General features: G+C 69.8%; 16 protein-coding genes. 4 read left to right on the top strand and 12 right to left on the bottom strand.

What is annotated here, in order from left to right; translation table 11 throughout:
- Positions 1 to 7: 7 nt before the first annotated feature.
- The 3 genes from iolD to iolB are packed head-to-tail and all read left to right on the top strand — an operon-like array spanning position 8 to position 3,683.
- Positions 8 to 1,975, top strand: a complete 1,968-nt coding sequence (iolD, locus tag ACFIMZ_RS07580; protein WP_431822087.1) for a 3D-(3,5/4)-trihydroxycyclohexane-1,2-dione acylhydrolase (decyclizing) — start codon at positions 8 to 10, stop codon at positions 1,973 to 1,975.
- A complete protein-coding gene (gene iolE / locus ACFIMZ_RS07575; protein ID WP_431822086.1) occupies positions 1,972 to 2,886 on the top strand; it encodes a myo-inosose-2 dehydratase in 915 nt (304 codons plus the stop codon). The genes iolD and iolE overlap by 4 nt, the downstream gene beginning before the upstream one ends.
- Positions 2,883 to 3,683 (top strand): 5-deoxy-glucuronate isomerase, encoded by an 801-nt coding sequence (gene iolB / locus ACFIMZ_RS07570; RefSeq protein ID WP_431822085.1) that lies wholly within the window; start codon positions 2,883 to 2,885, stop codon positions 3,681 to 3,683. Before iolE ends, iolB begins: the two co-directional genes overlap by 4 nt.
- A 28-nt stretch (positions 3,684 to 3,711) precedes the next feature.
- On the opposite strand, the gene ACFIMZ_RS07565 is transcribed toward iolB, so the two are convergent.
- The 12 genes from ACFIMZ_RS07565 to ACFIMZ_RS07510 form a co-directional block, all read right to left on the bottom strand.
- Positions 3,712 to 4,458 (bottom strand): glucose 1-dehydrogenase, encoded by a 747-nt coding sequence (locus tag ACFIMZ_RS07565; RefSeq protein WP_431822084.1) that lies wholly within the window; start codon positions 4,456 to 4,458, stop codon positions 3,712 to 3,714.
- Positions 4,459 to 4,675: 217 nt separating this feature from the next.
- Positions 4,676 to 5,380: an ABC transporter ATP-binding protein gene (locus ACFIMZ_RS07560; protein WP_431822083.1), complete on the bottom strand. Its 705-nt coding sequence runs from the start codon at positions 5,378 to 5,380 to the stop codon at positions 4,676 to 4,678.
- Positions 5,377 to 6,129, bottom strand: coding sequence for an ABC transporter ATP-binding protein (locus tag ACFIMZ_RS07555; RefSeq protein ID WP_431822082.1), 753 nt, complete (start codon positions 6,127 to 6,129; stop codon positions 5,377 to 5,379). The genes ACFIMZ_RS07560 and ACFIMZ_RS07555 overlap by 4 nt, the downstream gene beginning before the upstream one ends.
- Positions 6,126 to 7,343 carry a branched-chain amino acid ABC transporter permease gene (locus ACFIMZ_RS07550; RefSeq protein ID WP_431822081.1) on the bottom strand — a complete coding sequence of 406 codons (1,218 nt, stop codon included), beginning with the start codon at positions 7,341 to 7,343 and terminating at the stop codon, positions 6,126 to 6,128. Before ACFIMZ_RS07550 ends, ACFIMZ_RS07555 begins: the two co-directional genes overlap by 4 nt.
- Positions 7,336 to 8,271, bottom strand: coding sequence for a branched-chain amino acid ABC transporter permease (locus ACFIMZ_RS07545; protein WP_431822080.1), 936 nt, complete (start codon positions 8,269 to 8,271; stop codon positions 7,336 to 7,338). Before ACFIMZ_RS07545 ends, ACFIMZ_RS07550 begins: the two co-directional genes overlap by 8 nt.
- A gap of 11 nt (positions 8,272 to 8,282) precedes the next feature.
- Positions 8,283 to 8,720, bottom strand: coding sequence for an acyl-CoA thioesterase (locus ACFIMZ_RS07540; protein ID WP_431822446.1), 438 nt, complete (start codon positions 8,718 to 8,720; stop codon positions 8,283 to 8,285).
- A 139-nt stretch (positions 8,721 to 8,859) separates the two neighbouring features.
- Positions 8,860 to 9,396, bottom strand: coding sequence for an NUDIX domain-containing protein (locus tag ACFIMZ_RS07535; protein ID WP_431822079.1), 537 nt, complete (start codon positions 9,394 to 9,396; stop codon positions 8,860 to 8,862).
- Positions 9,397 to 9,713: 317 nt separating this feature from the next.
- Positions 9,714 to 13,100 (bottom strand): filamentous hemagglutinin N-terminal domain-containing protein, encoded by a 3,387-nt coding sequence (locus ACFIMZ_RS07530; protein ID WP_431822078.1) that lies wholly within the window; start codon positions 13,098 to 13,100, stop codon positions 9,714 to 9,716.
- A 402-nt stretch (positions 13,101 to 13,502) separates the two neighbouring features.
- On the bottom strand, positions 13,503 to 16,655 hold the full coding sequence (locus ACFIMZ_RS07525) for a GLUG motif-containing protein (protein WP_431822077.1): 3,153 nt from the start codon (positions 16,653 to 16,655) through the stop codon (positions 13,503 to 13,505).
- Between the two features lie 278 nt (positions 16,656 to 16,933).
- Entirely contained in the window at positions 16,934 to 20,158 is a 3,225-nt protein-coding gene (locus ACFIMZ_RS07520; protein ID WP_431822076.1) for a GLUG motif-containing protein, read from the bottom strand.
- Positions 20,159 to 20,222: 64 nt separating this feature from the next.
- Entirely contained in the window at positions 20,223 to 21,935 is a 1,713-nt protein-coding gene (locus tag ACFIMZ_RS07515; RefSeq protein WP_431822075.1) for a ShlB/FhaC/HecB family hemolysin secretion/activation protein, read from the bottom strand.
- A 362-nt stretch (positions 21,936 to 22,297) separates the two neighbouring features.
- Positions 22,298 to 23,542: a YbfB/YjiJ family MFS transporter gene (locus ACFIMZ_RS07510; protein WP_431822074.1), complete on the bottom strand. Its 1,245-nt coding sequence runs from the start codon at positions 23,540 to 23,542 to the stop codon at positions 22,298 to 22,300.
- 126 nt (positions 23,543 to 23,668) lie between these two features.
- Between ACFIMZ_RS07510 and ACFIMZ_RS07505 the strand changes: the two genes are divergently transcribed.
- Positions 23,669 to 24,583 carry a LysR substrate-binding domain-containing protein gene (locus ACFIMZ_RS07505; RefSeq protein ID WP_431822073.1) on the top strand — a complete coding sequence of 305 codons (915 nt, stop codon included), beginning with the start codon at positions 23,669 to 23,671 and terminating at the stop codon, positions 24,581 to 24,583.
- Positions 24,584 to 24,640: the final 57 nt, after the last annotated feature.

The raw sequence follows: 24,640 nt of genomic DNA, 5'->3' as shown, positions 1-24,640 counted from the left end.
AGGCCCGATGCATCATCCCGTGCCCTCCCGCGTCTCCCTTCAGGAGCCTATCGTGAACGCATCCTCCAACGGCACGATCCGCCTGAGCGCCGCGCAGGCGCTCGTGCGCTACCTCGCCGCGCAACGGGTCGAGACAGGTGACCGCAGCGGCGCCACCGAGCCGCTGTTCGGCGGCGTATTCGCGATCTTCGGCCACGGCAACGTCGCCGCGCTCGGCGAGGCGCTGTACCAGCACCGCGACGTGCTGCCGACCTATCGCGCGCACAACGAGCAGGCGATGGCGCACAGCGCGATCGCGTATGCGAAGGCGCACTTCCGCCGCCGGATGATGGCCGTGACGACGTCGATCGGCCCCGGCGCGACCAACCTCGTGACGGCCGCCGCGCTCGCGCACGTGAACCGCCTGCCGCTCTTGCTGCTGCCCGGCGACGTGTTCGTGTCGCGCGCGCCGGACCCGGTGCTGCAGCAGGTCGAGGACGGCCACGACGGCGGCGTGTCGGCGAACGACACGCTCAGGCCCGTGTCGCGCTACTTCGACCGCATCGTCCATCCCGCGCAATTGCTGACCGCGCTGCCGCGCGCGCTGCGCGTGCTGACCGACGCCGCGCAGTGCGGCCCCGTCACGCTCGCGCTGCCGCAGGACGTGCAGGCGATGGCCTACGACTATCCGGCCGCGTTCTTCGCGCCGCGCACCGTGTCGTTCCATGCGCCCGCGCCCGTGCCCGCCGAACTCGAAGCCGCGCTCGCGACGCTGCGCGCCGCGCGCCGGCCGTTCATCGTCGCCGGCGGCGGCGTGCTGTACAGCGAAGGCGCCACGCACGCGCTCGCCGCGTTCGCGAAACAGCGCGGCATCCCGGTCGGCGAGACGCAGGCCGGCAAGGGCGCGCTGCGCTGGGATCATCCGCTCAACGCGGGCGCGCTCGGCGTGACGGGCTCGCCCGCCGCGAACGCGCTCGCGGCCGACGCCGACTGCGTGCTCGCGATCGGCACGCGGCTGCAGGATTTCACGACCGGCTCGAATACGCTGTTCGCGAAGGACGCGACGGTGATCGGCATCAACGCGAACGCGTTCGACGCGCTCAAGCATCACGCGTGCGCGGTCGAAGCCGACGCGTGCGCGGCGCTCGACGCGCTCGATGCGCTGCTCGACGACTGGTCCGCCGAACGCGCGTGGACCGCGCGCGCGCATGAACTTGCGGCCGGGTGGCGCGATGCGGTGTCGCGCATCACCCACGCGCCGCCGCGCGCGGGCGCGCTGCCGTACGACGCCGACGTGATCGGCGCGGTGCAGCGCTCGCATCGCGCGTCACCGGACGCCGACATCGTCGTGTGCGCGGCCGGCACGCTGCCCGCCGAGCTGCACAAGCTGTGGCGCGCGGGGCGGCCGGGCGCGTACCACGTCGAATACGGCTACTCGTGCATGGGCTACGAGATCGCCGGCGGCCTCGGCGCGAAGCTCGCGCGGCCCGAGCGCGACGTGATCGTGATGGTCGGCGACGGCAGCTACCTGATGATGAACAGCGAGATCGCGACGTCGGTGATGCTCGGCGCGAAGCTGATCGTCGTCGTGCTCGACAACCGCGGCTACGGCTGCATCAACCGGCTGCAGCAGGCATGCGGCGGCGCGCCGTTCAACAACCTGCTCGACGATTGCCTGCAAGGGCCGCCCGGCGCGCCGGCGATCGACTTCGCCGCGCATGCGCGCGCGCTCGGCGCGCAAGCGGAGCACGTCGCCGACGTCGCGGCGCTCGACGCCGCGCTGCAACGCGCGCGCGCCGCGGACCGCACCTATGTGATCTGCATCGACACCGATCCCGCGCGCACCACGGCCGAAGGCGGCTGGTGGTGGGAAGTCGCGGTGCCCGAAGTGTCGTCGCGCGAAGCGGTGCGCGACGCGCGCAGCGCATACGACAAGCAGGTCGCCGCCCGCGCGGGCGGCGCGCCCGCCCTCTCCCGTTCAGGAACTCCGACATGAGTCAATTCGAATTCCGCATCGGCATCAATCCGCTGTCGTGGATGAACGACGACCTGCCGTCGCTCGGCGGCGAGACGCCGCTCGCCGTCGCGCTGACCGAAGGCCGCGACATCGGCTACGCCGGCTTCGAGCTCGGCAACAAGTTCCCGCGCGAGCCGCAGGCGCTGAAGGCGCTGCTCGGCGAGTACGGGCTGTCGCTCGTGTCCGGCTGGTACTCGGGCCGGCTCGCGCAGCGCGGCGTCGACGAGGAAATCGCCGCGGTCGGCCCGCATCTCGACCTGCTCGCGCAGAACGGCGCGACCGTGATGGTCTACGGCGAAGTCGCCGACACGATCCAGGGCGCGCCCGTGCCGCTGTATCAGCGGCCGCGCTTCACGACCGACGCGCAATGGGACGGCTATGCCGAACGGCTCGACGCGTTCGCGCGCTACACGCTGAGCCGCGGCGTGCGCGTCGCGTATCACCATCACATGGGCGCATACGTCGAAACGCCCGCCGACGTCGACCGGCTGATGGCCGTGACGAGCGACGCGGTCGGCCTGCTGTTCGACGCGGGCCACATCACGTTCGCGGGCGGCGATCCGGCCGAGGTGCTGAAGCGCCACATCGCGCGCGTGTGCCACGTGCACTGCAAGGACGTGCGGCCGGCCGTGATCCGGCTTGCGCGCAACCGCAACTGGAGCTTTCTCGACGCGGTGATCAACGGCGCGTTCACCGTGCCGGGCGACGGCTCGGTCGACTTCGCGACGCTGATCGACATGCTGAAGCGGCACGGCTATCGCGGCTGGCTCGTCGTCGAGGCGGAACAGGACCCGGTCGTCGCGCCGAGCTACGCGTACGCGCAAAAGGGCTACCGCACGCTGCGCGCGCTCGTCGACGCGCCGCTCGATTCGCACAAGGAGGCGGCATGAGCCTGCTCGTCAAAGGCGCAGCGGACGGACCGACGATCGCGCGCGTCACGCCCGAATCCGCGCACTGGCGGCACGTCGGCTTCGCCGCGCACCGGCTCGCGGCCGGCGAAACGGTCGAACTGCACGAGACCGCGCGCGAAACGTGCATCGTCGTGCTGACCGGCAGCGTCGACATCACCGCGGCAGACGGCACGCGCTGGACCGATCTCGGCTCGCGCGACAGCGTGTTCGACGGCGTCGCGCCATATGCGCTGTATCTGCCGCCGAGCGTGCGCGTCACGGTCGCGGCGGCGCGCGCGGCCGAGCTCGGCGTCGCGACCGCGCCCGCGACCGGGAAATATCCGGCGCGCGTGATCAGGCCGTCGCAGATGAAGCGCTCGGTGCGCGGCACCGGCGCGAATACGCGCTACGTGTGCGACATCCTTCCGCAGACGGAGCCCGCCGAGTCGCTGCTCGTCGTCGAAGTGCGCACGCCGTCCGGGCATTCGTCGAGCTATCCGCCGCACAAGCACGATACCGACGACGTGCCGTTCGAGAGCTCGCTCGAGGAGACCTACTACCATCGCGTGCATCCGCCGCAAGGCTTCGTGTTCCAGCGCGTGTACACGGACGAGCGCGACCTCGACGAATCAATGGCCGCGTGCGATCACGACGTCGTGCTGGTGCCGCGCGGCTATCACCCGGTCGTCGTGCCCTACGGGTACGAGTCGTATTACCTGAACGTGATGGCCGGGCCGACGCGCGCGTGGCACTTCAAGAACGATCCCGCGCACGAGTGGATGCTCGAGCAGAAATAGCGGGATGCGCGCGAGCCGGCCCCTTGGCTCAGCGCATGCCGCCGCTCGCGACGATGCGCTCGCCCGTCAGCCAGCGCGCCTCGTCCGACGCGAGGAACACCGCGATCGCGGCGATGTCGTCCGGCTGCCCGAGACGGCCCAGCGGCGTCTGGCTGAGCGCCCCCGTTTCGAAGTCGGAACCGATGACGCCCGCGCTGTGCGTGCCCTCGGTGACCACCACGCCCGGGTTGATCGCATTGACGCGAATCTTCCTCGGGCCGAGCTCGCGTGCGAGCACGCCCGTGATCGCGTCGACCGCGCCTTTCGTGCCGCTGTAGACGGCGGTCGCCGGCGGCGTGATGCTCGTCACCACCGAGCTGATGTTGATGATGCTCGCGCCCTCGCCGAGGTGCTTCACGGCCGCCTGCGTCGTGAGCAGCACGCCGAGCACGTTCGTATCGAAGTGCCTGCGGAAATGGGCTTCCGTGATCTCCTCGATCGGCGCGAACTCGTAGATGCCGGAATTGTTGACGAGTACGTCGAGGCGGCCGTACGTCTCGATGGCCGTGTCGACGATGCGTTGCACGTCGTCCGCCTTCGACACGTCGCCGCCGACGGCAACCGCGCGGCCGCCGGCGGCGGTGATCGCACCGACGACCGCATCCGCGCCCGCCTTGCTGCTCGCATAGTTGACGACGACCGACGCGCCCTCGGCGGCCAGCGCCTTGGCAATCCCGGCGCCGATGCCCTTGGAACCGCCCGTTACGATCGCTACCTTGCCCGCAAGCTTGCTCATGATTGCTTTCCTCAGTCCAGAATCACACCAGGGTCGGACCAGCCGTCGTCGTGAAGCGAGCGGCCGGCGATTGAGGAAATCTAGACGCTTGGGCGGCGTCGATAAAGCGGCACGAGACGAATTGAGTGGCGGGAGCAGCCGAACAATCGCGACGCGCAGCCCGTCCCCGGTTTCGACGCGGCGGAAGCGGGCAACCTCGGGGCGCCGGCCCCGGTCATCACCCGGCGCTCAGCCACGCCTGCGCGACCGCGCCGCCCAGGCCGTCGAGCGTCCCGTCGTAGACGATCCTGCCCCGCCCCATCACCGCCGCGCGCCGCGTCAAGCGCGGCGCGAGCTGCAGCCGCTGCTCGATCAGCACGATCGCGACGCCGTCGGCCTGCAGCCCGGCAAGACACGCGCCGACCTCGTCGACCGCGAGCGGCGCGAGCCCTTCCGCGGGCTCGTCGACGATCAGCACGCGCGGCTTGCCGGCGAGCGCGCGCACGAGCGCAAGCACCTGCTGCTCGCCGCCCGACAGCCGCCCGGCCTTCACGTCCGCGCGCGCGGCCAGCAGCGGAAAGCGTTCCAGCAGCCGTTCGAGCGCCGCACGTTCGGCCGCGCCACTGGCGCCGCGCAGGCCGAGCCGCAGGTTGTCGCGCACGGTGAGCAACGGAAACACGTCGCGGCTCTCGGCGACGTACGCCACGCCGCGCCGCGCGATCTCGAAGGGGCGCGCGCCCGCGCATTCGACCCCGGCAATGCGCACCGAGCCGGCCGTGCGCACCAGCCCCGTCACGGCCTTCGCGAGCGTCGAGCGCCCCGAGCCGTTGCGGCCGAGCAGCGCGAGCGTCTCGCCCGGCGCGAGCGCGAGATCGACGCCGTCGAGCACGGGCTGCATCCCGTACCCCGCGCGCAGGCCGCGGATCTCGAGCAGCGCGCTCATGCGAACCCTTCGCCGAGATACGCGGCTCGCACGGCGGCGTCGGCGCGGATCGCATCGGGCGCGCCGGTCGCGATCACCGCGCCGCGCACCAGCACCGTGATCCGCTCCGCGAAGCCGAACACCGTGTCCATGTCGTGCTCGATCATCAGCACCGTGCGGCCTTGCGTGGTTGCGCGGATCAGGTCGATCATCCGCGCCGCCTGCTCGCGGTTCATGCCGGCCGTCGGCTCGTCGAGCAGCAGCGTGCGCGCGCCGCTCGCGAGCGCGATCCCGAGGTCGAGCGCGCGCTGCTCCGCATAGCTCAGCTCGCCGGCCGGCTTGTCGCGCCACGCGTCGAGGCCGATCTCGCGCAACACGCGCGCGGCCGCGGCATCGACCGACGCCGATTCGCGCAGCCGGTTCCACCAGCGCCGTCGCTCGGCCGGCGCATGCAGCGCCGCGCAGCGCAGGTTGTCGAATACGGTGAGGCGAGCGAACACGCTGGTCTGCTGGAAGCTACGGCCGACGCCGAGGCGACTCGCGGCGACGGGCCCGCGTCCGCGCAGCTCCACGCCGTGCAGCACGACGCGCCCGCGCGTCGGCCGCGTCGCGCCCGCGATCACGCCGAACAGCGTCGACTTGCCCGCGCCGTTCGGCCCGATCAGCGCATGGCGCTCGCCGGCCGAGACGCTCAGCTCGACGCCGTCGAGCACGGTCTGCGCGCCGAAACGCTGCACGACGCCGTGAAGCGCGATCGCGTTGCCGTTCATCGCCCGTCCTCTTGCGCATCGTGCGCGAGCCGCGCGCGCCAGCCCCACAGCAGCGTGCCGATGCCGGCCGCCGAGCACGCGACGGCCCAGCCGATCGGCGTATCGGCGTCGATGCGCCACGCGCCGAATGCGAGGTCCGTGCCGTCGTCCTGCGCAAAGCGCCACGCATAGCCGAGTTCGGCCGCGCAGACGATTGCGACGCTCCAGAACGCGCACGCGGCGACGCCGCACAGCATGCGCCAGCGCTCGAGCGCCGGCGCGCCGCGGCGCAGCGCGTGCGCCAGCCCCGCCGCGATGCCCGCGAGCCCGTGCGGCGCGGCAACCACGACGACGACGAACAGCAGCCCCAGATACAGCGCCCACGCGCGCGACACGCCAGCGACCGCGACGCTCAGCCCCGTCAGCGCGGCCGCGCCGGCCGCCGGCCCGAAGAACGAGCCCGTGCCGCCGATCACCGCGGCAATCAGCACGGTCGCCGAACGGGACATCGCAACGCTGTCGGGCGTCGCGAGCTCGATGTCGATCAGCGTCAGCGTGCCGGCGACGCCCGCGAAGAACGACGCGCACGCGACCATCGCGAGCCGCACGCGACGCGGGTCGGTGCCGAGCGCGGCGACCCGTGCCGGGTTGTCGCGCACCGCATTCGCGAGGCGGGCGAGCGGCGTGCGCGTCAGCGCGCGCATCGCGAGCGCCGACCCGATGCACCACACGGCGATCAGCGCATACGCGTGCGCCGGCGCGCCGAACTGCCAGCCGCCGAGCGAAGGGCCGCTCGCGCGGTCGATCGGCACGCCGCCGAGGCCGCCGAACCATGCGGGCACGCTCCACGCGGCCGCCGCGACGCACTCCCCGAGGCCGAGCGTGATCATCGCGAACGCGGTGCCCGCGCGGCGCGTCGCGAGCACGCCGAACAGCAGGCCGAAGGCCGCGCCCGCCGCGCCGCCAACGAGCGGCAACAGCGGCAGCGGGCCGCCGAAGCGGTTGAACCAGTGCGCGGCCGCGAACGCGCCAAGGCCCGCGAACGCCGCGTGGCCGAACGACAGCAGGCCCGTCGTGCCGAGCTGCAGGTTGTACGACAGCGCGAGCACGACGAGCGCGGCCGTCTGCGCGAGATAGCCGAGCACCGCGCCGTGCGGCCACAGCCACGCGGGCAGCACGAGACAGCCGGCGAACAGCGCCCAGCGCAGCACCTCCGGATGTGCGCGGCTACGCATCGGCACGTTCGCCGAACAGCCCGCGCGGGCGCACGACCAGCACCGCGACGAGCAGCAGGTACGGAACGAGCGGCGCGAGTTGCGCGACCGCCACCGCGGCGACGCTGTCGGGCAGCGCGACGCCCGCCCGCTGCGCGACGTCGCGCAGCGACGCGTCGCTCGCGGCCGCGAAGGTCTGCGCGAAGCCGACCCCGAGCGACGCGATGAACGCGCCGCCGAGCGAGCCGAGCCCGCCGATCACGACGACCGCGAACACGATCGAGCCGACCGTCTCGGCCAGCGCGGGCTCGATCACCGCGAGCGGCGCGCCGATCACGCCGGCCAGCGCCGCGAGCGCGGTGCCGGCGCCGAACAGGCCCGTCATCAGGCGCGGCACGTCGTAGCCGAGCGTCTCGACGGCCGCACGATGCGTGAGCGCCGCGCGCACGACGAGCCCGACGCGCGACGCGCGCAGCAGGGCCGCGAGCGCGACCAGCATCGCCGCCGACATCGCCATCATGAACAGCCGGTAGCGCGGCAGCTCGACGCCGAGCACCGTGACCGGCGCGCCGTCGAACAGCGGCGGCACCGGCGCGGGCAGCGGCGCGAGGCCCCAGACGAGCTTCGCGCCCTCGCCGATCAGGTACGCGAGACCGAACGTCAGCAGCAGCTCGCTCGTATGGCCGCGCGCCTGCACGCGGCGCAGCAGCCAGCGCTCGCAGCCGGCGCCCGTCAGCCCGACCGCGAGCGGCGCGAGCGCGAGCGCCGGCCAGAAGCCCGCGCGGGCGGCGATGCTGTAGCCGACGTATGCGCCGAGCATGTAGAAGCTCGCGTGCGCGAAGTTGAGCACGCCCTGCACGCTGAAGATCAGCGTGAGGCCCGCCGACAGCATGAACAGCAGCAAGCCGTAGCTGAGGCCGTTGAAGACCTGGATCGCGAACGCCTGCACCGCGCGTGCCGTCAGGCGGCGAGCGGGTCGAGCGCCGCGCGCAGCGCATCGGGCAGCGGCACGGGCCTGCGCGTGTCGCGATCGACGTAGACGTGCACGAAATGGCCCTGCGCGGCCGGCGCCGCGTCGCCTTGCGCGAACAGCCCGATCTCGTAGCGCACGCTCGACGTGCCGAGCTTCGCGACGCGCAGCCCCGCATCGACCGCCTGCGGGAACACGAGCGGCGCGAAGTAGTTGCACTGCGTCTCGACGACGAGCCCGATCGTCTGCGCGTGCTCGATGTCGAGCACGCCGGCGCGGATCAGGTATTCGTTCACGACCGTGTCGAAGTAGCTGTAGTAGACGACGTTGTTCACGTGCCCGTAGACGTCGTTGTCCATCCAGCGGGTCGTAATCGGCAGGAAGTGGCGGTAGGCGTCGCGGGAACGCGGCTGCGGCTTGTCGGACATGGCGGTCGAGATGGCGGTCAGGTCGATGAAAGGAAGGTGCGGCAACCGTGCGGCGTGGCGAAACGGCGGGCGGCGGGCGGCCGCCGCATCGCGATCGCCTGCGGCACGGCGCATGCGGCCGAGCAGGCGGCCCGGGCCGTCACTGCCCCGGCCGGTCGACGAACTGGAAATCGAGGCCGCGCGCGCGCATCCAGTCGGCGAGCGCAACACCGGTGCCGGCGCGCCACGGGCGCAGCAGCGGCGGATCGACGAGCTTGTATTCGAGCAGTTCCGGCGACAGCGCGACCGTGCCTGACGCGCGCACGTGGTACGCGATGATCAGCTCGTTCTTGCGGATGAATTCGTAGACGCCGACGAGCGACACGTGCTCGGCCTTCAGTGCGGTTTCCTCGAACACCTCACGCGCGATGCCGTCCTCGGGCGTCTCGCCGTTCTCGAGGAAGCCGGTGATCAACGCGAACATCCCTTCGGGCCACGCCGCATTGCGCGCGAGCAGGATCTTGCCGTCGAGCTCGACGATCGCGGCAACGACGGGCAACGGGTTGTTCCAGTGCACGTAGCCGCAGGTGTCGTCGGGGCAGGCCTGGCGAACGCGGCCGCCTTCGTGTTCGGGATCGGCGCGCTCGGTCAGCGGGCTCGCGCAGCGCGGGCAAAAGCGGTAGTCGGCGGTGGTCATCGATGGAGACATGGCGAACGGGGCAGCAGGCATCGGCGGCCCCGTTCGCGCTCGGTGCGGGAAAGTCTCGATTCTAGCGAGTTTGCGCCGCAGCGAGGCTTTCCGCGACAACAGGACGAACCGGCCGGAACGGCGCGTGCGATACGATTCGCGCGCGTTCGCTCCGGCCGGTCGGCGCGTCGGCGCACATGCAGGCGCACGTTCCCGACGTGTCGCGTCCTGCCGGAATGCGACGGCCTGCCGTCCCGCTCAGGCCGCCGCCGGCGTCCCGATTGCCGGCGGGTCGCTCAGACCGCGGCCGGCCCGGACGGCGCCGGTCAGTCGCGGATGATGCCGTAGTTGACGCCGGCAAGCGGCATCCCCGGGGCATTGCCGGTCGCGCTGCTGCCCGTCACGTTGCCGAAGTTCAGGCCCACGAGCGCACCGCCCTGCTGAGCGTACCCCGGCACCAGCGCCACGCGGGTGTTCGTCGTCGAGCCGTCGATCACGCCGAAATTCCCGCCGGCCAGGCCGCCGAGCCGAGCGTAGTAGCCTCCGTAAACCGTACCCGCCGACGATGACGATGCAGCCATCCCGCTGTTGAAGCCGAGCAGGCCGCCGACATAGCTGTTGTGGCTGCCGGTCGCCGAACCGGTCGCGCTGGACTTCTCGACCGACGCGCCCATGTAGTTGTCGCCGATCAGGCCGCCGACATAGCCGTACGGGCCGGCCTCGACGTCCCCGGATGCGCTCGACGCGGACACGCGGCCGGCGTTGAAGCCGATCAGGCCGCCGGCCTTGCCCGCGCCCGCCACGGTGACCGCGCCCTTCGCGTCGGACTTGAGCACCGAACCCGTGTTGCGGCCGACGAGCCCGCCGGCGATGCTGTCGAACGCGGTCCAGACTTCGCCCGACGCCGACGATCCGTCGACAACGCCGCTGTTGGCCGCCACGAGGCCGCCGACGGTGCTTGAGATGTCACCCGCCACCGAACTCTTCGCGCCGGACGCCTGCACGGTGCCCGCATTGACGCCGACGAGCCCGCCGGCCTGCCCGCGCATGCCTGCCGCCACGGCGCCGCGCGACGACGACGCGCGGATCGTGCCGTCGTTCACGCCGACGAGGCCGCCCGCCGTCGCGTAGTCGCGCACGAAGACGTCGCCGTCCGCCGACGAGGCGAGCACTTCGCCGGTCGCCGCATTGCGGCCGGCGAGCCCGCCCGCGATGCCGTTCGTGCCCGCCACGACGTAACCGTTCGCGCTCGACGCTTCGACCTTGCCGGCGTTGTGCCCGACCAGCCCGCCGGCCACGCCGGCAGTACCCGCTTCAACGTCGACGCTGGACGTCGATGCGTGGACGCTCGCGAAGTTGGCGCCGACGAGGCCGCCGACGTTCGACGCACCGGCCATCACCTTGCCGGCGGCAGTCGACGCATTGACGACGCCGCGGTTTTCACCGACCAGGCCGCCCACGCGAGCGCTGTCGCCCGCCGCCACGATGCCATTGAACCCGGACATGTCCACCTGCCCGGCATTGTGGCCGACGAGACCGCCCACGGACGCGTTGCGCGCGGCCCGCACATCCGCGACGGCCGTCGATGCCTTGACCACGCCGCCGCTGTTGGCGCCGACCAGGCCACCGACGCGGGCGCCGGTGCCGAGCGCCGTGACGCTGCCCGTGACCGTCGACGCATCGACGACGCCGCGGTTGTCACCGACCAGCCCGCCTGCGCTGCCGGTCGAGGAACTGACGACCTGCACGTCGGCACGGCTGCCGCGGATCATCGCGTCGTCGCCGCCCGGCGACATGAACGAGATGTTCTCGCCGGCCAGGCCGCCGACGTGCAGCGCATCCCTGCCGTCGTCCACACGCCCCGCGACGGATGCGCGCTCGATCGATCCGCCGAAGTTGCTGCCGACGAGCCCGCCGACGATCGTGCGCCCCTCGCCGCTCACGGCGACGTTCGTCGCCTTCACGTCCGAGACGGTGCCCATGTTGTAGCCGGCCAGCGTGCCGACGCTGACGGGCGACCAGCCGTACGGCACGACAGCGCGCGTCGTCACCTTGTCCAGGCCGAGGTTGGCAATGCGGCCCGAGTTGAACGCGAAGAGGCCGACGGCATGGCCGCCCTGATTGGAGATCGACAGATCGCCGATGGTGTTGCCGAGACCGTCTAACACGCCGTCGAACGAGCCGTTCGCGCCGATGCTCCGGAACGACGCGCCCTTGCCGTCGACCGCGTTGCCCAGCACGTAGCGGCCCTTCAGGTCGCGGTCCACGTTGCGCAGGCCGGCCACGTCGTGGATCACCTGATATGCGTCGCCGTTCGACGAGAACGACGCATTGCGCCCCGACAGCGTCGCCGACGCCTTGTCCTGCGTGAACCGGTGGCCTTTCGTCGAGTTCAGCTCCAGTCGTGCCTGCTCGCCCGTCAACGCCAGCTTGTCGTCCACGCTGATCTCGCCTGCCGCGTTCACCGCCACGCCCGCCATCGCGCCGCTCGCCGTCACCGACTGCTTCAGCGCCACGTCGCCCTGTTGCGACGTCAGCGTCAGCGCGTGGTCGCCCGTCCAGTTCACCGCGCCATCCACCGTCAGGTCGCCCGATGTGTTGGTCAGCGCCACGTTCGTCGTGCCCAGCGCCTGCGACAGCGTCCGTGCGCCGATCGTGCCGTCCGCATTGTCGACGCTCGCGTTCGCCGATTCGATCGTCCACGTGCCCGTACCGCCCGAGGCGCTGCGCGTGTCGACCTGCGCGTCAGCCGATACACGAACCTGTTCACCGCGCGTCGTCACCGTGCCGCCCGCCGCGTTCAGCTTGCCAGCAACCTGCACCAGCCCGCCGTCCAGCACGATCTTCCCGTCGCGGGTGTTCAGCCCCTGCGCCTCGGTCGTCCCGCTGTTGTTCACCACCGCGTTCAACAGACCGTTCGCCGCGCGCGCCGTCATCAGCACCTCGCCGCCGTCCGCCTTCAGCAAGCCGCCGTTGTGCGCCTGCGCATCCACCGCACCGCCTTCCACCTGCAGGTTCAGCAGACCGTTGCCGTCGAAGTTCACGTTGAACGCATTACCCGCACCCAGCGCCACGCGGCCCAGCTTCGCGCTAATCACGCCCGAGTTCGACACCCGTGCGCCCAGCAGCGCCACGCTGCCGCCTTCCGCCGCCGTGATCGTCCCCGCGTTCTCCACCGACTGGCCCGATGCACCCGCGAACCGGTAGTTGCCCGCCAGGAAATCCCTGTCCGACACGTCCTTCGTCGACGCCACCAGACCGCCCACGTTCACCTGCGCACCCGCCCCGAACACCACGCCGTTCGGGTTCACCACGAACACCTTCCCGTTCGCGTCGATCTGGCCGTGGATCTGGCTGCCGTTCGTGCCGATCACCCGGTTCAGCGCGATCGACTGCTGCGTCGGCTGCTGGAACGACACCCGCTCGCCGCCGCCCACGCTGAAGTCCCGCCAGTTCGTGATCAGCTTGTCCGTATGCTGGTTGATCGACATCGTCTTGCCGTCCACCGACGTCGCGATGTCCGCATTCCCCGAGGCAATCTCACCGCCCGTCGGCAGCGCGTACGCGCTCGTTGCCGCCAGACCCAGCAGCGACACCCCCGCCGCCAGCAGGCGCTTGCCGCTGCCCGACTTGCCGCGACGACGTGCAGTTTCGCTCACCGCGCACCAACCGCCCTGCGCTTCATTCCATACCAGCGAATAGGCTCTATTCATTTGGAATCCTCTTAAATCTACGTTTCAACCGGCCCATTTTCGATGGGCCTCCGATCACGCCGCCACGGCGAGGCCGGGCGACCTGAATCCATCGGATCGACAGGCAAGCCGTCGACCATGCGCCCCGCCGAACGGGCTCGCGCATGGATCGGCTCGTCATGCCATATCGATTCGTATACCTACATGAATTTGAAAATGGAGGGCGCCATGAAGCGACGCAGCTTGCGTCACGGATGTCGACACGGCTCACGCCGTGCATGTCGGCACTGCTCGGGCGCAACACCGGAAAGCCGGCGGCGACTCGACTGCCGCCCTCAGAGAGCGGAATGGGCTGGCGACGGCACGGGGCGGCGCGATTACCACCCCGTGCCGTCGCGGCGCCGCACTCCGCGCCGACACGAATTACCGCTTGCCGTCGATCATGCCGATGTTGAGATCGACGAACCGTTCAACCGATGCGGCGCCCGTCGTATGGCTCGACTCGATGTTGCCCGCATTGACTGCAGCGAAACCGCCAAGAAGCGCCGGCCGTGCCTGCGCCGGGTAATCGATCTTCGAACTCGTACGCGACGCACGAATCGTGCCGTAATTCTGGCCCGCGAAGCCGCCGGCGTACGCATACGACGCGTAGACCGTTCCCGACGATTCCGAATCGGCAATCAATCCGTCGTTCGCCCCGACAAACCCGCCGGCGTACAGCCCACCGGTAGCCGTCACGTTGCCGCGCGCCGTCGAATCCCTCACGACGGCCTCCTTGCCACGGTTTTCGCCAATCAGGCCGCCGGCATAGCTGCCACGCCCCGAGACCACGTTCGACGTCGAACTCGACGACGCAACCGTGCCGCGATTCGTGCCGACCAGCCCGCCGATCATGACGCTCTGGCCGCCGCGCACGGCGCCGCTCGACGTGGCATGTTCGATCGCCCCTTCATTCACGGCCACGAGTCCGCCGACGCTGCTCGCATTGCCTGCGCTCACATCGCCTTGCGCCTTACCCTGAAGAATCGCGGCGGCGTTCTTGCCGACCAGGCCGCCGACGATGCCGCTCGCAGCGTCCGCCACGCGCCCCTTCGCCGACACGTCCGCAAGCATGCTGCTGCCGGTATTCGCGCCCGCGAAACCGCCGATCGCCGCCGTGCCGTTGCCGCTCACGTCGCCGGTTGCGTGCGACCGGCTGATCGTGCCGTTGACATTCGCGCCGATGAAGCCGCCGACCGTACTGCCCGCCATCGCGCCGACACTGCCGCTCGCCGACGAATCGCGGATCGTTGCGTAATCGCTGCGGCCGACCAGACCACCGACGTCGGCCCCGTACGTGGCGCTGACGTTGCCGCTCGCCGATACGTTCGACAGCGTGGTGTAGACATTCGAGCCGACCGCCCCGCCGACCATGCTGGCTTGACCGGCCGACACGGCGACCGACGAGCTCGAGCGGTCGATTGCGCCGCCGATCGCATGACCGACAAGGCCGCCCGCATACACGTAGTTGCCGGCGGAAATCCGGCCGGCGCTCGACGAATCCACTATGGTCGAATCCCAACTCCTGCCGACGAGGCCGCCCACGAGATTCACCAGGCCCGATGACGGTGACCGCACGTTTTTGATCTCGACATCGGCCCGGCTATTCGCGATCCGCGAACTCATATTTCTCCCGACGAGACCGCCGACGTCCGTCGTTTTATCGTTGGCGGTAACCGAACCCTGAAAGCGCGCGCCATCGATCACGCCTGCGTTGTTCTCGCCGACGAGACCACCTGCGACGCTATAGCCGCTGCCGGACGACGAAACGCTCATCTTCGTTGCGCGAACGTCCGAAATCGTCCCACCGCGGTTGGTTCCCGCCAGGCCGCCGATCGCCATGCTGTTCCTGATCGTCGTGCTCGCGCCGCTCACCGCGATCGAGTCGAGCGCGAGGTTGGCGATGCGGCCGCGGTTTTCAGCAAACAGGCCGACCGACGGGCTGCTGCCGGAGACATTCAGCCGCGAAACCGTGTTGCCGAGGCCGTCGAACACGCCGTCGAACGAGCCGTTTGCGCCGATGCTCTGGAACGACGCGCCCTTGCCGTCGACCGCGTTGCCCAGCACGTAGCGGCCCTTCAGGTCGCGGTCCACGTTGCGCAGGCCGGCCACGTCGGGGATCACCTGATACGCTTCGCCGTTCGACGAGAACGACGCGTTGCGGCCCGACAGCGTCGCCGACGCCTGGTCACGCGTGAACCGGTGGCCCTTCGCCGAGTTCAGCTCCAGTCGTGCCTGCTCGCCCGTCAGCGCCAGCTTGTCGTCCACGCGGATCTCGCCCGCCGCGTTCGCCACCACGCCCGCCTTCGCGCCGCTTGCCGTCACCGACTGCTTCAGCGCCACGTCGCCCTGTTGCGACGTCAGCGTCAGCGCGTGGTCGCTCGTCCAGTTCACCGCGCCATCCACCGTCAGGTCGCCCGACGTGTTGGTCAGCGCCACGTTCGTCGTGCCCAGCGTGCGCGACAGCGTTGCCGCGTTCAGCGCGCCGTCCGCATTGTCGACGTTCGCGTTCGCCGATTCGATCGTCCACGTGCCCGTACCGCCCGAGGCGCTGCGCGTGTCGACCTGCGCGTCAGCCGATACACGAACCTGTTCACCGCGCGTCGTCACCGTGCCGCCCGCCGCGTTCAGCTTGCCAGCGACCTGCACCAGACCGCCGTCCAGCACGATCTTCCCGTCACGGGTGTTCAGCCCCTGCGCCTCGATCGTCCCGCTGTTGTTCACCACCGCGTTCAGCAGACCGTTTGCCGCACGCGCCGTCATCAGCACCTCGCCGCCGTCGGCCTTCAGCAAGCCGCCGTTGTGCGCCTGCGCGTCCACCGCCCCGCTTTCCACCTGCAGGTTCAGCAGGCCGCTGCCATCGAAGTTCACGTTGAACGCGTTACCCGCGCCCAGCGCCACACGGCCCAGCTTCGCGCTAATCACGCCCGAGTTCGACACCCGTGCGCCCAGCAGTGCCACGCTGCCGCCGTCCGCCGCCGTGATCGTTCCTGCGTTCTCCACCGACTGCCCCGATGCGCCCGCGAACCGGTAGTTGCCCGCCAGGAAATCCTTGTCAGACACGTCCTTCGTCGACGCCACCAGACCGCCCACGTTCACCTGCGCGCCCGCACCGAACACCACGCCGTTCGGGTTCACCACGAACACCTTCCCGTTCGCGTCGATCTGACCGAGGATCTGGCTGCCGTTCGTGCCGATCACCCGGTTCAGCGCGATCGACTGGTGCGTCGGCTGCTGGAACGACACCCGCTCGCCGCCACCCACGCTGAAGTCCTGCCAGTTCGTGATCAGCTTGTCCGTATGCTGGTTGATCGACATCGTCTTGCCGTCCACCGACGTCGCGATGTCCGCCTTCCCCGCTGCGATCTCTCCGCCCGTCGGCAGCGCGTACGCGCTCGTTGCCGCCAGACCCAGCAGCGACACCCCCGCCGCCAGCAGGCGCTTGCCACCCGACTTGCCGCGACGACGCGCGGTTTCGCTCACCGCGCACCAACCGCCCTGCGCTTCATTCCATACCAGCGAATAAGCCTTGTTCATTTTGGAATCCTCTTCATATGATTTTTGAATGCTCGTGTAAAAACGAGCAGCCGATCACGCTCGCTCAGAAATACTGAGCGAGCCTGAACCTTTACGCTCGACAGAAAAACCGTCGCCCGTGCGCCGCGCCGAGCGGGTTCGCGTTTGGGTCAACCTGTCATTTCCGGTCGATTCGCATACCTATATGAACTAAAAATCACGTAACGGCGGGGAATGACACCCGACGGCGCGATTGCCGCCGGCGCCGTGCTCAGTGCCACACCCCGCACCGACACGAATTACCGCTTGCCGTCGATCAGGCCGATGTTCATGCCGGTGAACCGATCACCCGATGCAGCGCCCGTCGTCTGGCTCAACTCGACGATTCCCGCATTAATCCCGGAAAAACCGCCGTAAACCGACGGCCGTGCCTGCGCCGGGGAATCGAACTTCGAGCTCGTGCGCGACGAACGAATCGTGCCGCCGTTCCCGCCCACGAAGCCGCCGCCGATCGTGCCGGTGCTCGACACCGTGCCCGACGATTCCGAATCGGCGATCAGCGCGTCGTTCCACCCGACAAACCCGCCGATGGCTCGCCCGCTGACGACCGCCACATTGCCGAACGCCTTCGAGCCGCTCACGACACCCTCCCGGCCTTTGTTGTAGCCGACCAGGCCACCGACGTAGCTGTCACGCCCTGCGGAAACGTTCGACGTCGAGCTCGACGACGCAATCGTGCCGCTGTTCTCGCCGACGAGCCCGCCGATCTTGTTGTCCAGGCCGCCGCGCACGACGCCGCTCGAGCGCGAACCTTCGATCGTCCCGTCGTTCACGGCCACAAGCCCGCCAACGGTGCTCGCGTTGCCCGCGCTCACGTCGCCTTCCGCGACACCCAGGCGGATCGCGCCGTCGTTCTTGCCGACGAGGCCGCCGACGAGGTTGCTCGCGGCATCGGTCACTCGCCCCTTCGCCGACACGTCCGCGAGGACGCCGCCGGCGTTTTTTCCAGCGAAGCCGCCCACCACGGCCGCGCCGTTTCCGCTCACGCTGCCGGACGCGTACGATCCGCTGATCTCGCCGCCATCGTTGCTGCCGACGAACCCGCCGATCGTGCTGCCGGCCGCGGCGGAGACGTTGCCGTTCGCCGATGCATCGCGAATGGTGCTGACGTTGCTGCCGACCAGGCCGCCGACCGTCGCCCCGGTCGTTGCACTGACGTTGCCGCTCGCCGATGCATCGCGAATGGTGCCGCCGTTGCGGCCAACCAGGCCGCCGACCGTCGCCCCGGACGTGGTGCTGACGTTGCCGCTCGCCGACACGTTCGACAGATTCAAACTGGCGTTCCAGCCGATCGCGCCACCGATATAGCCGTCTTTACCGGCCGACACGGTCATCGACGATGTCGAGCGGTCGATGGCGCCGCCGGCCGCGAAGCCGACCAGACCACCCGCGATCACGTTGTCGCCCGCCGAAAGCCTGCCGCTGCTCGACGAATTCGAGACGGACGACTCCCAGTTCATGCCGACGAGGCCGCCCAACGTGTACACCGGCGTCGACGACGCCCCCTTGCTCGTGATCTCGGCGTCGGCGCGACTGTTCGCGATCCGCGCGCCGGCGACGTTCTGGCCGGCAATCCCGCCGATCGACATCGCCTTGTCGTTGCCGGCGATACGGCCCTGGAAGCGCGCGCCGTCGACGACGCCGCCGGCGTTGACGCCGACGAGGCCGCCGGCCAGGCTATCGCTCTTGGTGGCGGACGAAACCGTCATACCCGTCGCGCGCACGTCCGAGATCGTCCCGCGGTTATAGCCGGCCAGCCCACCCACCACCGCATTACGGGCGTTCGACGTGCTGCCCACGGCAAGCGAATCGAGCGCGAGATTGGCGATGCGGCCGTGGTTTTCAGCAAACAGGCCGACCGACCGGCTGGTGCCGGAGACTTTCAGCCGGGAAACCGTGTTGCCGAGGCCGTCGAACACGCCGTCGAACGAGCCGTTCGCGCCGATGCTCCGGAACGACGCGCCCTTGCCGTCGACCGCGTTGCCCAGCACGTAGCGGCCCTTCAGGTCGCGGTCCACGTTGCGCAGGCCGGCCACGTCGTGGATCACCTGATATGCGTCGCCGTTCGACGAGAACGACGCATTGCGCCCCGACAGCGTCGCCGACGCCTTGTCCTGCGTGAACCGGTGGCCTTTCGTCGAGTTCAGCTCCAGTCGTGCCTGCTCGCCCGTCAGCGCCAGCTTGTCGTCCACGCGGATCTTGCCCGCCGCGTTCACCGCCACGCCCGCCTTCGCGCCGCTCGCCGTCACCGACTGCTTCAGCGCCACGTCACCCTGTTGCGACGTCAGTGTCAGCGCGTGATCGCTCGCCCAGCTCACCGCGCCGTCCACCGTCACGTCGCTCGACGTGTTGGTCAGCGCCACGTTCGTCGTGCCCAGCGTGCGCGACAGCGTTGCCGCGTTCAGCGCGCCTTCCGCGTTGTCGACGTTCGCGTTCGCCGACTCGATCGTCCACGTGCCCGTACGACCCGATGCGTCACGCGTGTCGACCTGCGCGTCGCTCGACACCTGCACCCGCTCGCCGCGCGTCGTCACCGTGCCGCCCGCCGCGTTCAGCTTGCCGGCGACCTGCACCAGCCCGCCGTCCAGCGTGATCTTCCCGTCGCGGGTGTTCAGCCCCTGCGCCTCGATCGTCCCGCTGTTGTTCACCACCGCGCTCAGCAGACCGTTCACCGCGCGCGCCGTCATCAGCACCTCGCCGCCGTCCGCCTTCAGCAAGCCGCCGTTGTGCGCCTGCGCATCCACCGCCCCGCCTTCCACCTGCAGGTTCAGCAGACCGCTGCCGTCGAAGTTCACGTTGAACGCGTTACCCGCACCCAGCGCGATACGCCCCATCTCCGCGCGGATCACACCCGTGTTCGACACGCGTGCGCCCAGCAGCGCCACGCTGCCGCCTTCCGCCGCCGTGATCGTTCCTGCGTTCTCCACCGACTGGCCCGATGCGCCCGCGAACCGGTAGTTGCCCGCCAGGAAATCCTTGTCAGACACGTCCTTCGTCGACGCCACCAGACCGCCCACGTTCACCTGCGCGCCCGCACCGAACACCACGCCGTTCGGGTTCACCACGAACACTTTCCCGTTCGCGTCAATCTGACCGTGGATCTGGCTGCCGTTCGTGCCGATCACCCGGTTCAGCGCGATCGACTGCTGCGTCGGCTGCTGGAACGACACCCGCTCGCCGCCGCCCACGCTGAAGTCCCGCCAGTTCGTGATCAGCTTGTCCGTATGCTGGTTGATCGACATCGTCTTGCCGTCCACCGACGTCGCGATGTCCGCCTTCCCCGCTGCGATCTCGCCGCCCGTCGGCAGCGCGTATGCGCTCGTTGCCGCCAGACCCAGCACCGACACCCCCGCCGCCAGCAGGCGCTTGCCGCTGCCCGACTTGCCGCGACGACGCGCGGTTTCGCTCACCGCGCACCAACCGCCCTGCGCTTCATTCCATACCAGCGAATAAACCTTGTTCATTTTGGAATCCTCTTCATATAATTTTTGAATGCTCGTGTTAAAACGAGCAGCCGATCACGCTCGCTCAGAAATACTGAGCAGCCTGAACCCATATGCTCGGCGCTCGGGTCGGCGAATCGCTTCCCCTGCCGAGCGGCAATGCGGCCGTCAGCGAGACCTGACGGTTCGTGCCGAACCAGGTCGCGCCGAAACCCGCCGCCTGCATGTGTTGCGTATTCCGTTCGCTCGTCCACGGACGCCGGTTGATCTGCACGCCCCCGGCATCGACGAACATGCTGACCTGCCATCCCGGCGCGGCGAGATAACGCAGTTCCGCGCTGGCCTGCCAGCCCTGATCGCCGCTGCCTTCGCCAAGCGCATACGCGCGCACGCCATACGGGCCGCCAAGGCTGAACTTCTCGGACGAGTCGAGATTGCACGACGCGAGCTGTGCGCTGATCTGCGCATACAACTGGAACCGGCCGCCCAATGCCTGAATCCGCTGCGCGTTCAGGTTGAGTTTCTTGAAGGTGCCGATCGTCTTCGTTATCGGATTCGATTCGAACGCATCGCTGCTGCGCAACCGTCCCACGCCGAACATCACCGAGAAACCGTTGCGGCCGCCGCCCATCCAGCCGTCCTGGCTGTTGCCGCTGAGCCCGAAGGTCCACAGGCCGACGTTCTTGTCGTTGCGGAGCGAGAACGTGCCGTATTCGTCGCTCAGGTTCTTGTTTTCGTATTGAACCTGCGCGGTGAGGCCGAGATTGCGCGCGCGCACGATCGGCTGCGCGACGTATACGGTCTGCACGCTGGCGCGCCCGCGCATCTCGAGATCGGAAAAACCCCCGGCGAGCCGGTAATGCAGCGATGAATACGCAACGCCGACCCGCGTGGACGCAGGCCCGACCGGCACCTGATAGGCGGCGCGGTAATAGCGTTGCCGTTCGTCGCTGACGAGCCCGCGCAAGCTCAGGCGATCGCCGAGCCGCAGCGGCGCATTGACGTCGACGCTGCCGCCGACGCGGTAGCGCCCCGTCGATACCACCCCGAAGTTGTCGAATTCGAGCGACCCTGACGCGGGCGCCCCGCGGTCGGCCTCGACGACGAGATCGGTGGTGCCGGGCGCTTCGCCGGGGCGCAGCGTGCCGCGCGCGCCGACGCCCGCCAGATCGTCGAGCAGCAGCAGGCTGCGCTCGAGACTGGAGCCATGCACGACGTCGCCCGGACGCAACGCGGCGAGCGGCTGCCGCAGCGCGGCGTCGAACACGCGGGAATGGTTCTGGAGCTCGATGCGGCCGTAGCGCCCTTCGGCGACTTCGATGCGCACGACACCGTCTTCGATGGCCTGCTTGGGCAGAAAGGCGCGCGCAAGCACGTAGCCGCGCTCGCGATAGTAGGCAGTGATCCGCTCGGCCGCGCGCTGCAGGTCGGCGAACCCGAGCGTGTCGCCGGCCAGATCGGCGACGCGCGCCTGCAGCGTTTCGCCGTCGAACACGGTGTTGCCGCCGATCTCGAACGCGCGAACGAAGATGCGCGGCCCGGTTTCGGGTGGCGGCTGTGCGGCGCTGTCGGACGGGACGATCTCGAGATCGGGCGTGGCTTCCGGCGGGAGGTTCGGGCGGGATGTTTCGACGTCGCGCATCGACGTCCCTGCGTTCGGCACCTGTGCGTGCGCCTGCCCGGGCAGGCTCGCGGCGCCCGCGCCCCACAACAGCGACAGGCACAGCGCACGGCCGACCCCTCTGACTGCACGTTGAACGCCGCCGGCTTCGACGGCCACGGCCCGTGAGCCGGCCACGCGAGGATCGGCGACAAGGAAACCGCCGATGTCGGCACGGTAACGGACGACGATTCTTGTTTGAACTTGATCTACCCACATACGCCACTGCATCCGAGGTCGAACCACCGGACACGCTCCGGCGATCAATTGGTCCGGCGGATGCTACAGACAGACATTCCGGATGTATGTAGATCAGGTACGAAATTTACGCGGCAACTTTCGGTCAAATTGCGTCGCGTACCAAGTCATGTCGAATGAAATGCAGTAATCCTATTGAATTGTCCTGCTCGAGATCGGCATCGGCCATCGAGGCCCGCACCATTCCGGCAGCGACTGCGCACCGCCCGTCGACGCGGCACGCGATCCGCCGGCGTCGACCGTCAGGTTCGCGCGCGCCGGTACGCGCCGTCAACCGCGATCGCCGCAAACCCCGCAGCGCCTGCCAGCAGCGCCGCGGCCGCGAGCCACAGCGCGGGCGTGAACGATCCGTACCGCGCGACCAGCGGCGCCGCCACGAGTGGCCCGGCGATCTGCCCGATTCCGTACGACGCTGTCGCGTAGCCCATGAGCCCCGCCGCGCGCTCGCCATGCAGGCGCCGCGCCTCGCGCATCGCGAACAGCGTGATCGCGGTGAACGGCAGGCCGAGCAGCGCGCTGCCGACCGAGAATCCGGCCGCGTTCGGCCACACGATGCCAACCGCGATGCCGAGCGCCTGCGTCGCGCAGCCGAGCGCGAGCAGCAGCCGGTTATCCCAGTGCCCGGGCAGCCGCGCGGCCGACAGCGCGCCGACGATCAGCGCCGCGCCGAACATCGGCCAGAACAGGTCGGGCCACGGCGAACCGGCCGGCAGCACCGCGCGCGCGATCACGGGCAGGAACGTCGCGGTGATGATGTAGCCGAAGCCCGGCATCCCGTACAGCACGACGAGCCACGCGGCGTCCGCGCGTTGGCCGCGCACGGACGTCGGCGCCGCAATGGCCGCCGCATGCGGCGCGGCGCCGGACGAAAGCTCGCCCGCGGGCGACGTCACGGCGAACGTTCGCCAGATCACGACCGACAGTACGGCCGACAGCGCCGCGAAGCCCAACCAGCCCGGCGCCGCGCGATGGCCAGCCAGCGCGCTGCCGATCAGCCCCGTCAGCACGATGCCGACGCCGGGCCCCGTGTAGATCACCCCGCTCCATTCCGACGCATGGAGTTCCACAAGCCGACGCAACCCCCATTGCGACACGAACACGAATGTCCACGCGCTGACGACGCCGGCGGCGAAGCGCACCGCGAGCCACAGGGGCAGCAGATGGCCGACGCCCATCGCGGCAGCGAGGAGCACGGTCGCCGCGAGTCCGAAGCGGACCATCCGCGCGGGCGCGACGCGCAGCGCGGCGCAACTGACCGCGCCGACGAAGTAGCCCGCGTAGTTCGCCGACGCGAGCCAGCTTCCGGCCTTCAGGCCGATCGAACCGTCGGCGAGCATCAGCGGCAGCAGCGGCGTGAACGCGAAGCGGCCGACGCCGAGCGCGACCGCGAGCCCGATCATGCAGGCGAGCGCGGCCGTGCGGGCGCGACGGTTGGTATCGTATGAAGGAAGCGCGTGGACAGCGGACGGAGAATCGGAACGGGACATGGCGGCACCGCGAGCCGGCGCGCGACGCGCGGGCAGGAACGGAAATCGGAATGCCTTCATCGTAGCTTGACCAACCGTTCTCTAAAAATGAATAATTCAGAATCTATCCATCGCACGGAGAGAATCATGGATCTGGCGGCGCTGGCGATCTTCCGGGCCGTCGTGCGCGAGAACGGCGTGACGCGCGCGGCGGCGAAGCTCAATCGCGTGCAGTCGAACGTGACGACGCGCATCAAGCAGCTCGAAGAGGAACTCGGCGCCGCGCTGTTCGTGCGCGACGGCCGCCGGCTCGTGCTGACACCCGCCGGGCATACGCTGCTTCCGTATGCGGAGCGCCTGCTCGCGCTCGCCGACGAGGCGCGCGACGCGGTGCGCGAGGACACGCCGCGCGGGCGGCTGCGGCTCGGCACGATGGAGAGCACGGCAGCGAGCCGTCTGCCGACCTTGCTCGCGCGCTATCACCATGCGTGGCCCGACGTGTCGCTCGAACTCGTGACGGGCACGACGGGCTGGCTGATCGCGAAGGTGCGCGATTTCGAGATCGACGCGGCGCTGTTCGCGCGCCCGCCCGCGCCGCACGCGCTGCCCGACACGTTCGAGACGGTGCCCGTGTTCCGCGAGGATCTGGTGCTGCTGACGCCGCGCGGCCACCCGCCCGTGCGCACGCCGCGCGACGTGATCCTGCCGACGCTGATCGCGTTCGAGCGCGGCTGCGCGTATCGCAAGTACGTCGAGCAATGGTATGCGACGCACGGGACGCAGCCCGCGCGCGTGCTCGAACTCGGCTCATACCACGCGATCGTCGCGTGCGTCGCGGCCGGCGCGGGGGTGGCGGTCGCACCGCGGTCGGTGCTCGATCTGCAGCCCGAGACCGGCAACGTCACGGTGCATGCGGTTCCCGAACTCGAAGGGATCGACACGCTGCTCGCCTGGCGGCGGGGTTATGCGTCGGCGGCGCTCGCCGCGTTGCGCGACGCGCTTGGCGCGGCGGCACAGCAGCGGGACGACGCAGCGACGCCGCGCGTGGCGCTGCCGGCCTGACGCAATCCGCAAGCGGACGCGCGCATCGCCCGTTCTCGCGCCCCTTCGCACCTTCTT

Origin of the sequence: Burkholderia sp. F1, from assembly GCF_050813845.1 — a bacterium.
Lineage (GTDB): Bacteria > Pseudomonadota > Gammaproteobacteria > Burkholderiales > Burkholderiaceae > Burkholderia > Burkholderia ubonensis.
The sequence above is the reverse complement of the archived record's forward strand: the minus strand, read 5'-3'. Positions and strand labels throughout refer to the sequence as shown.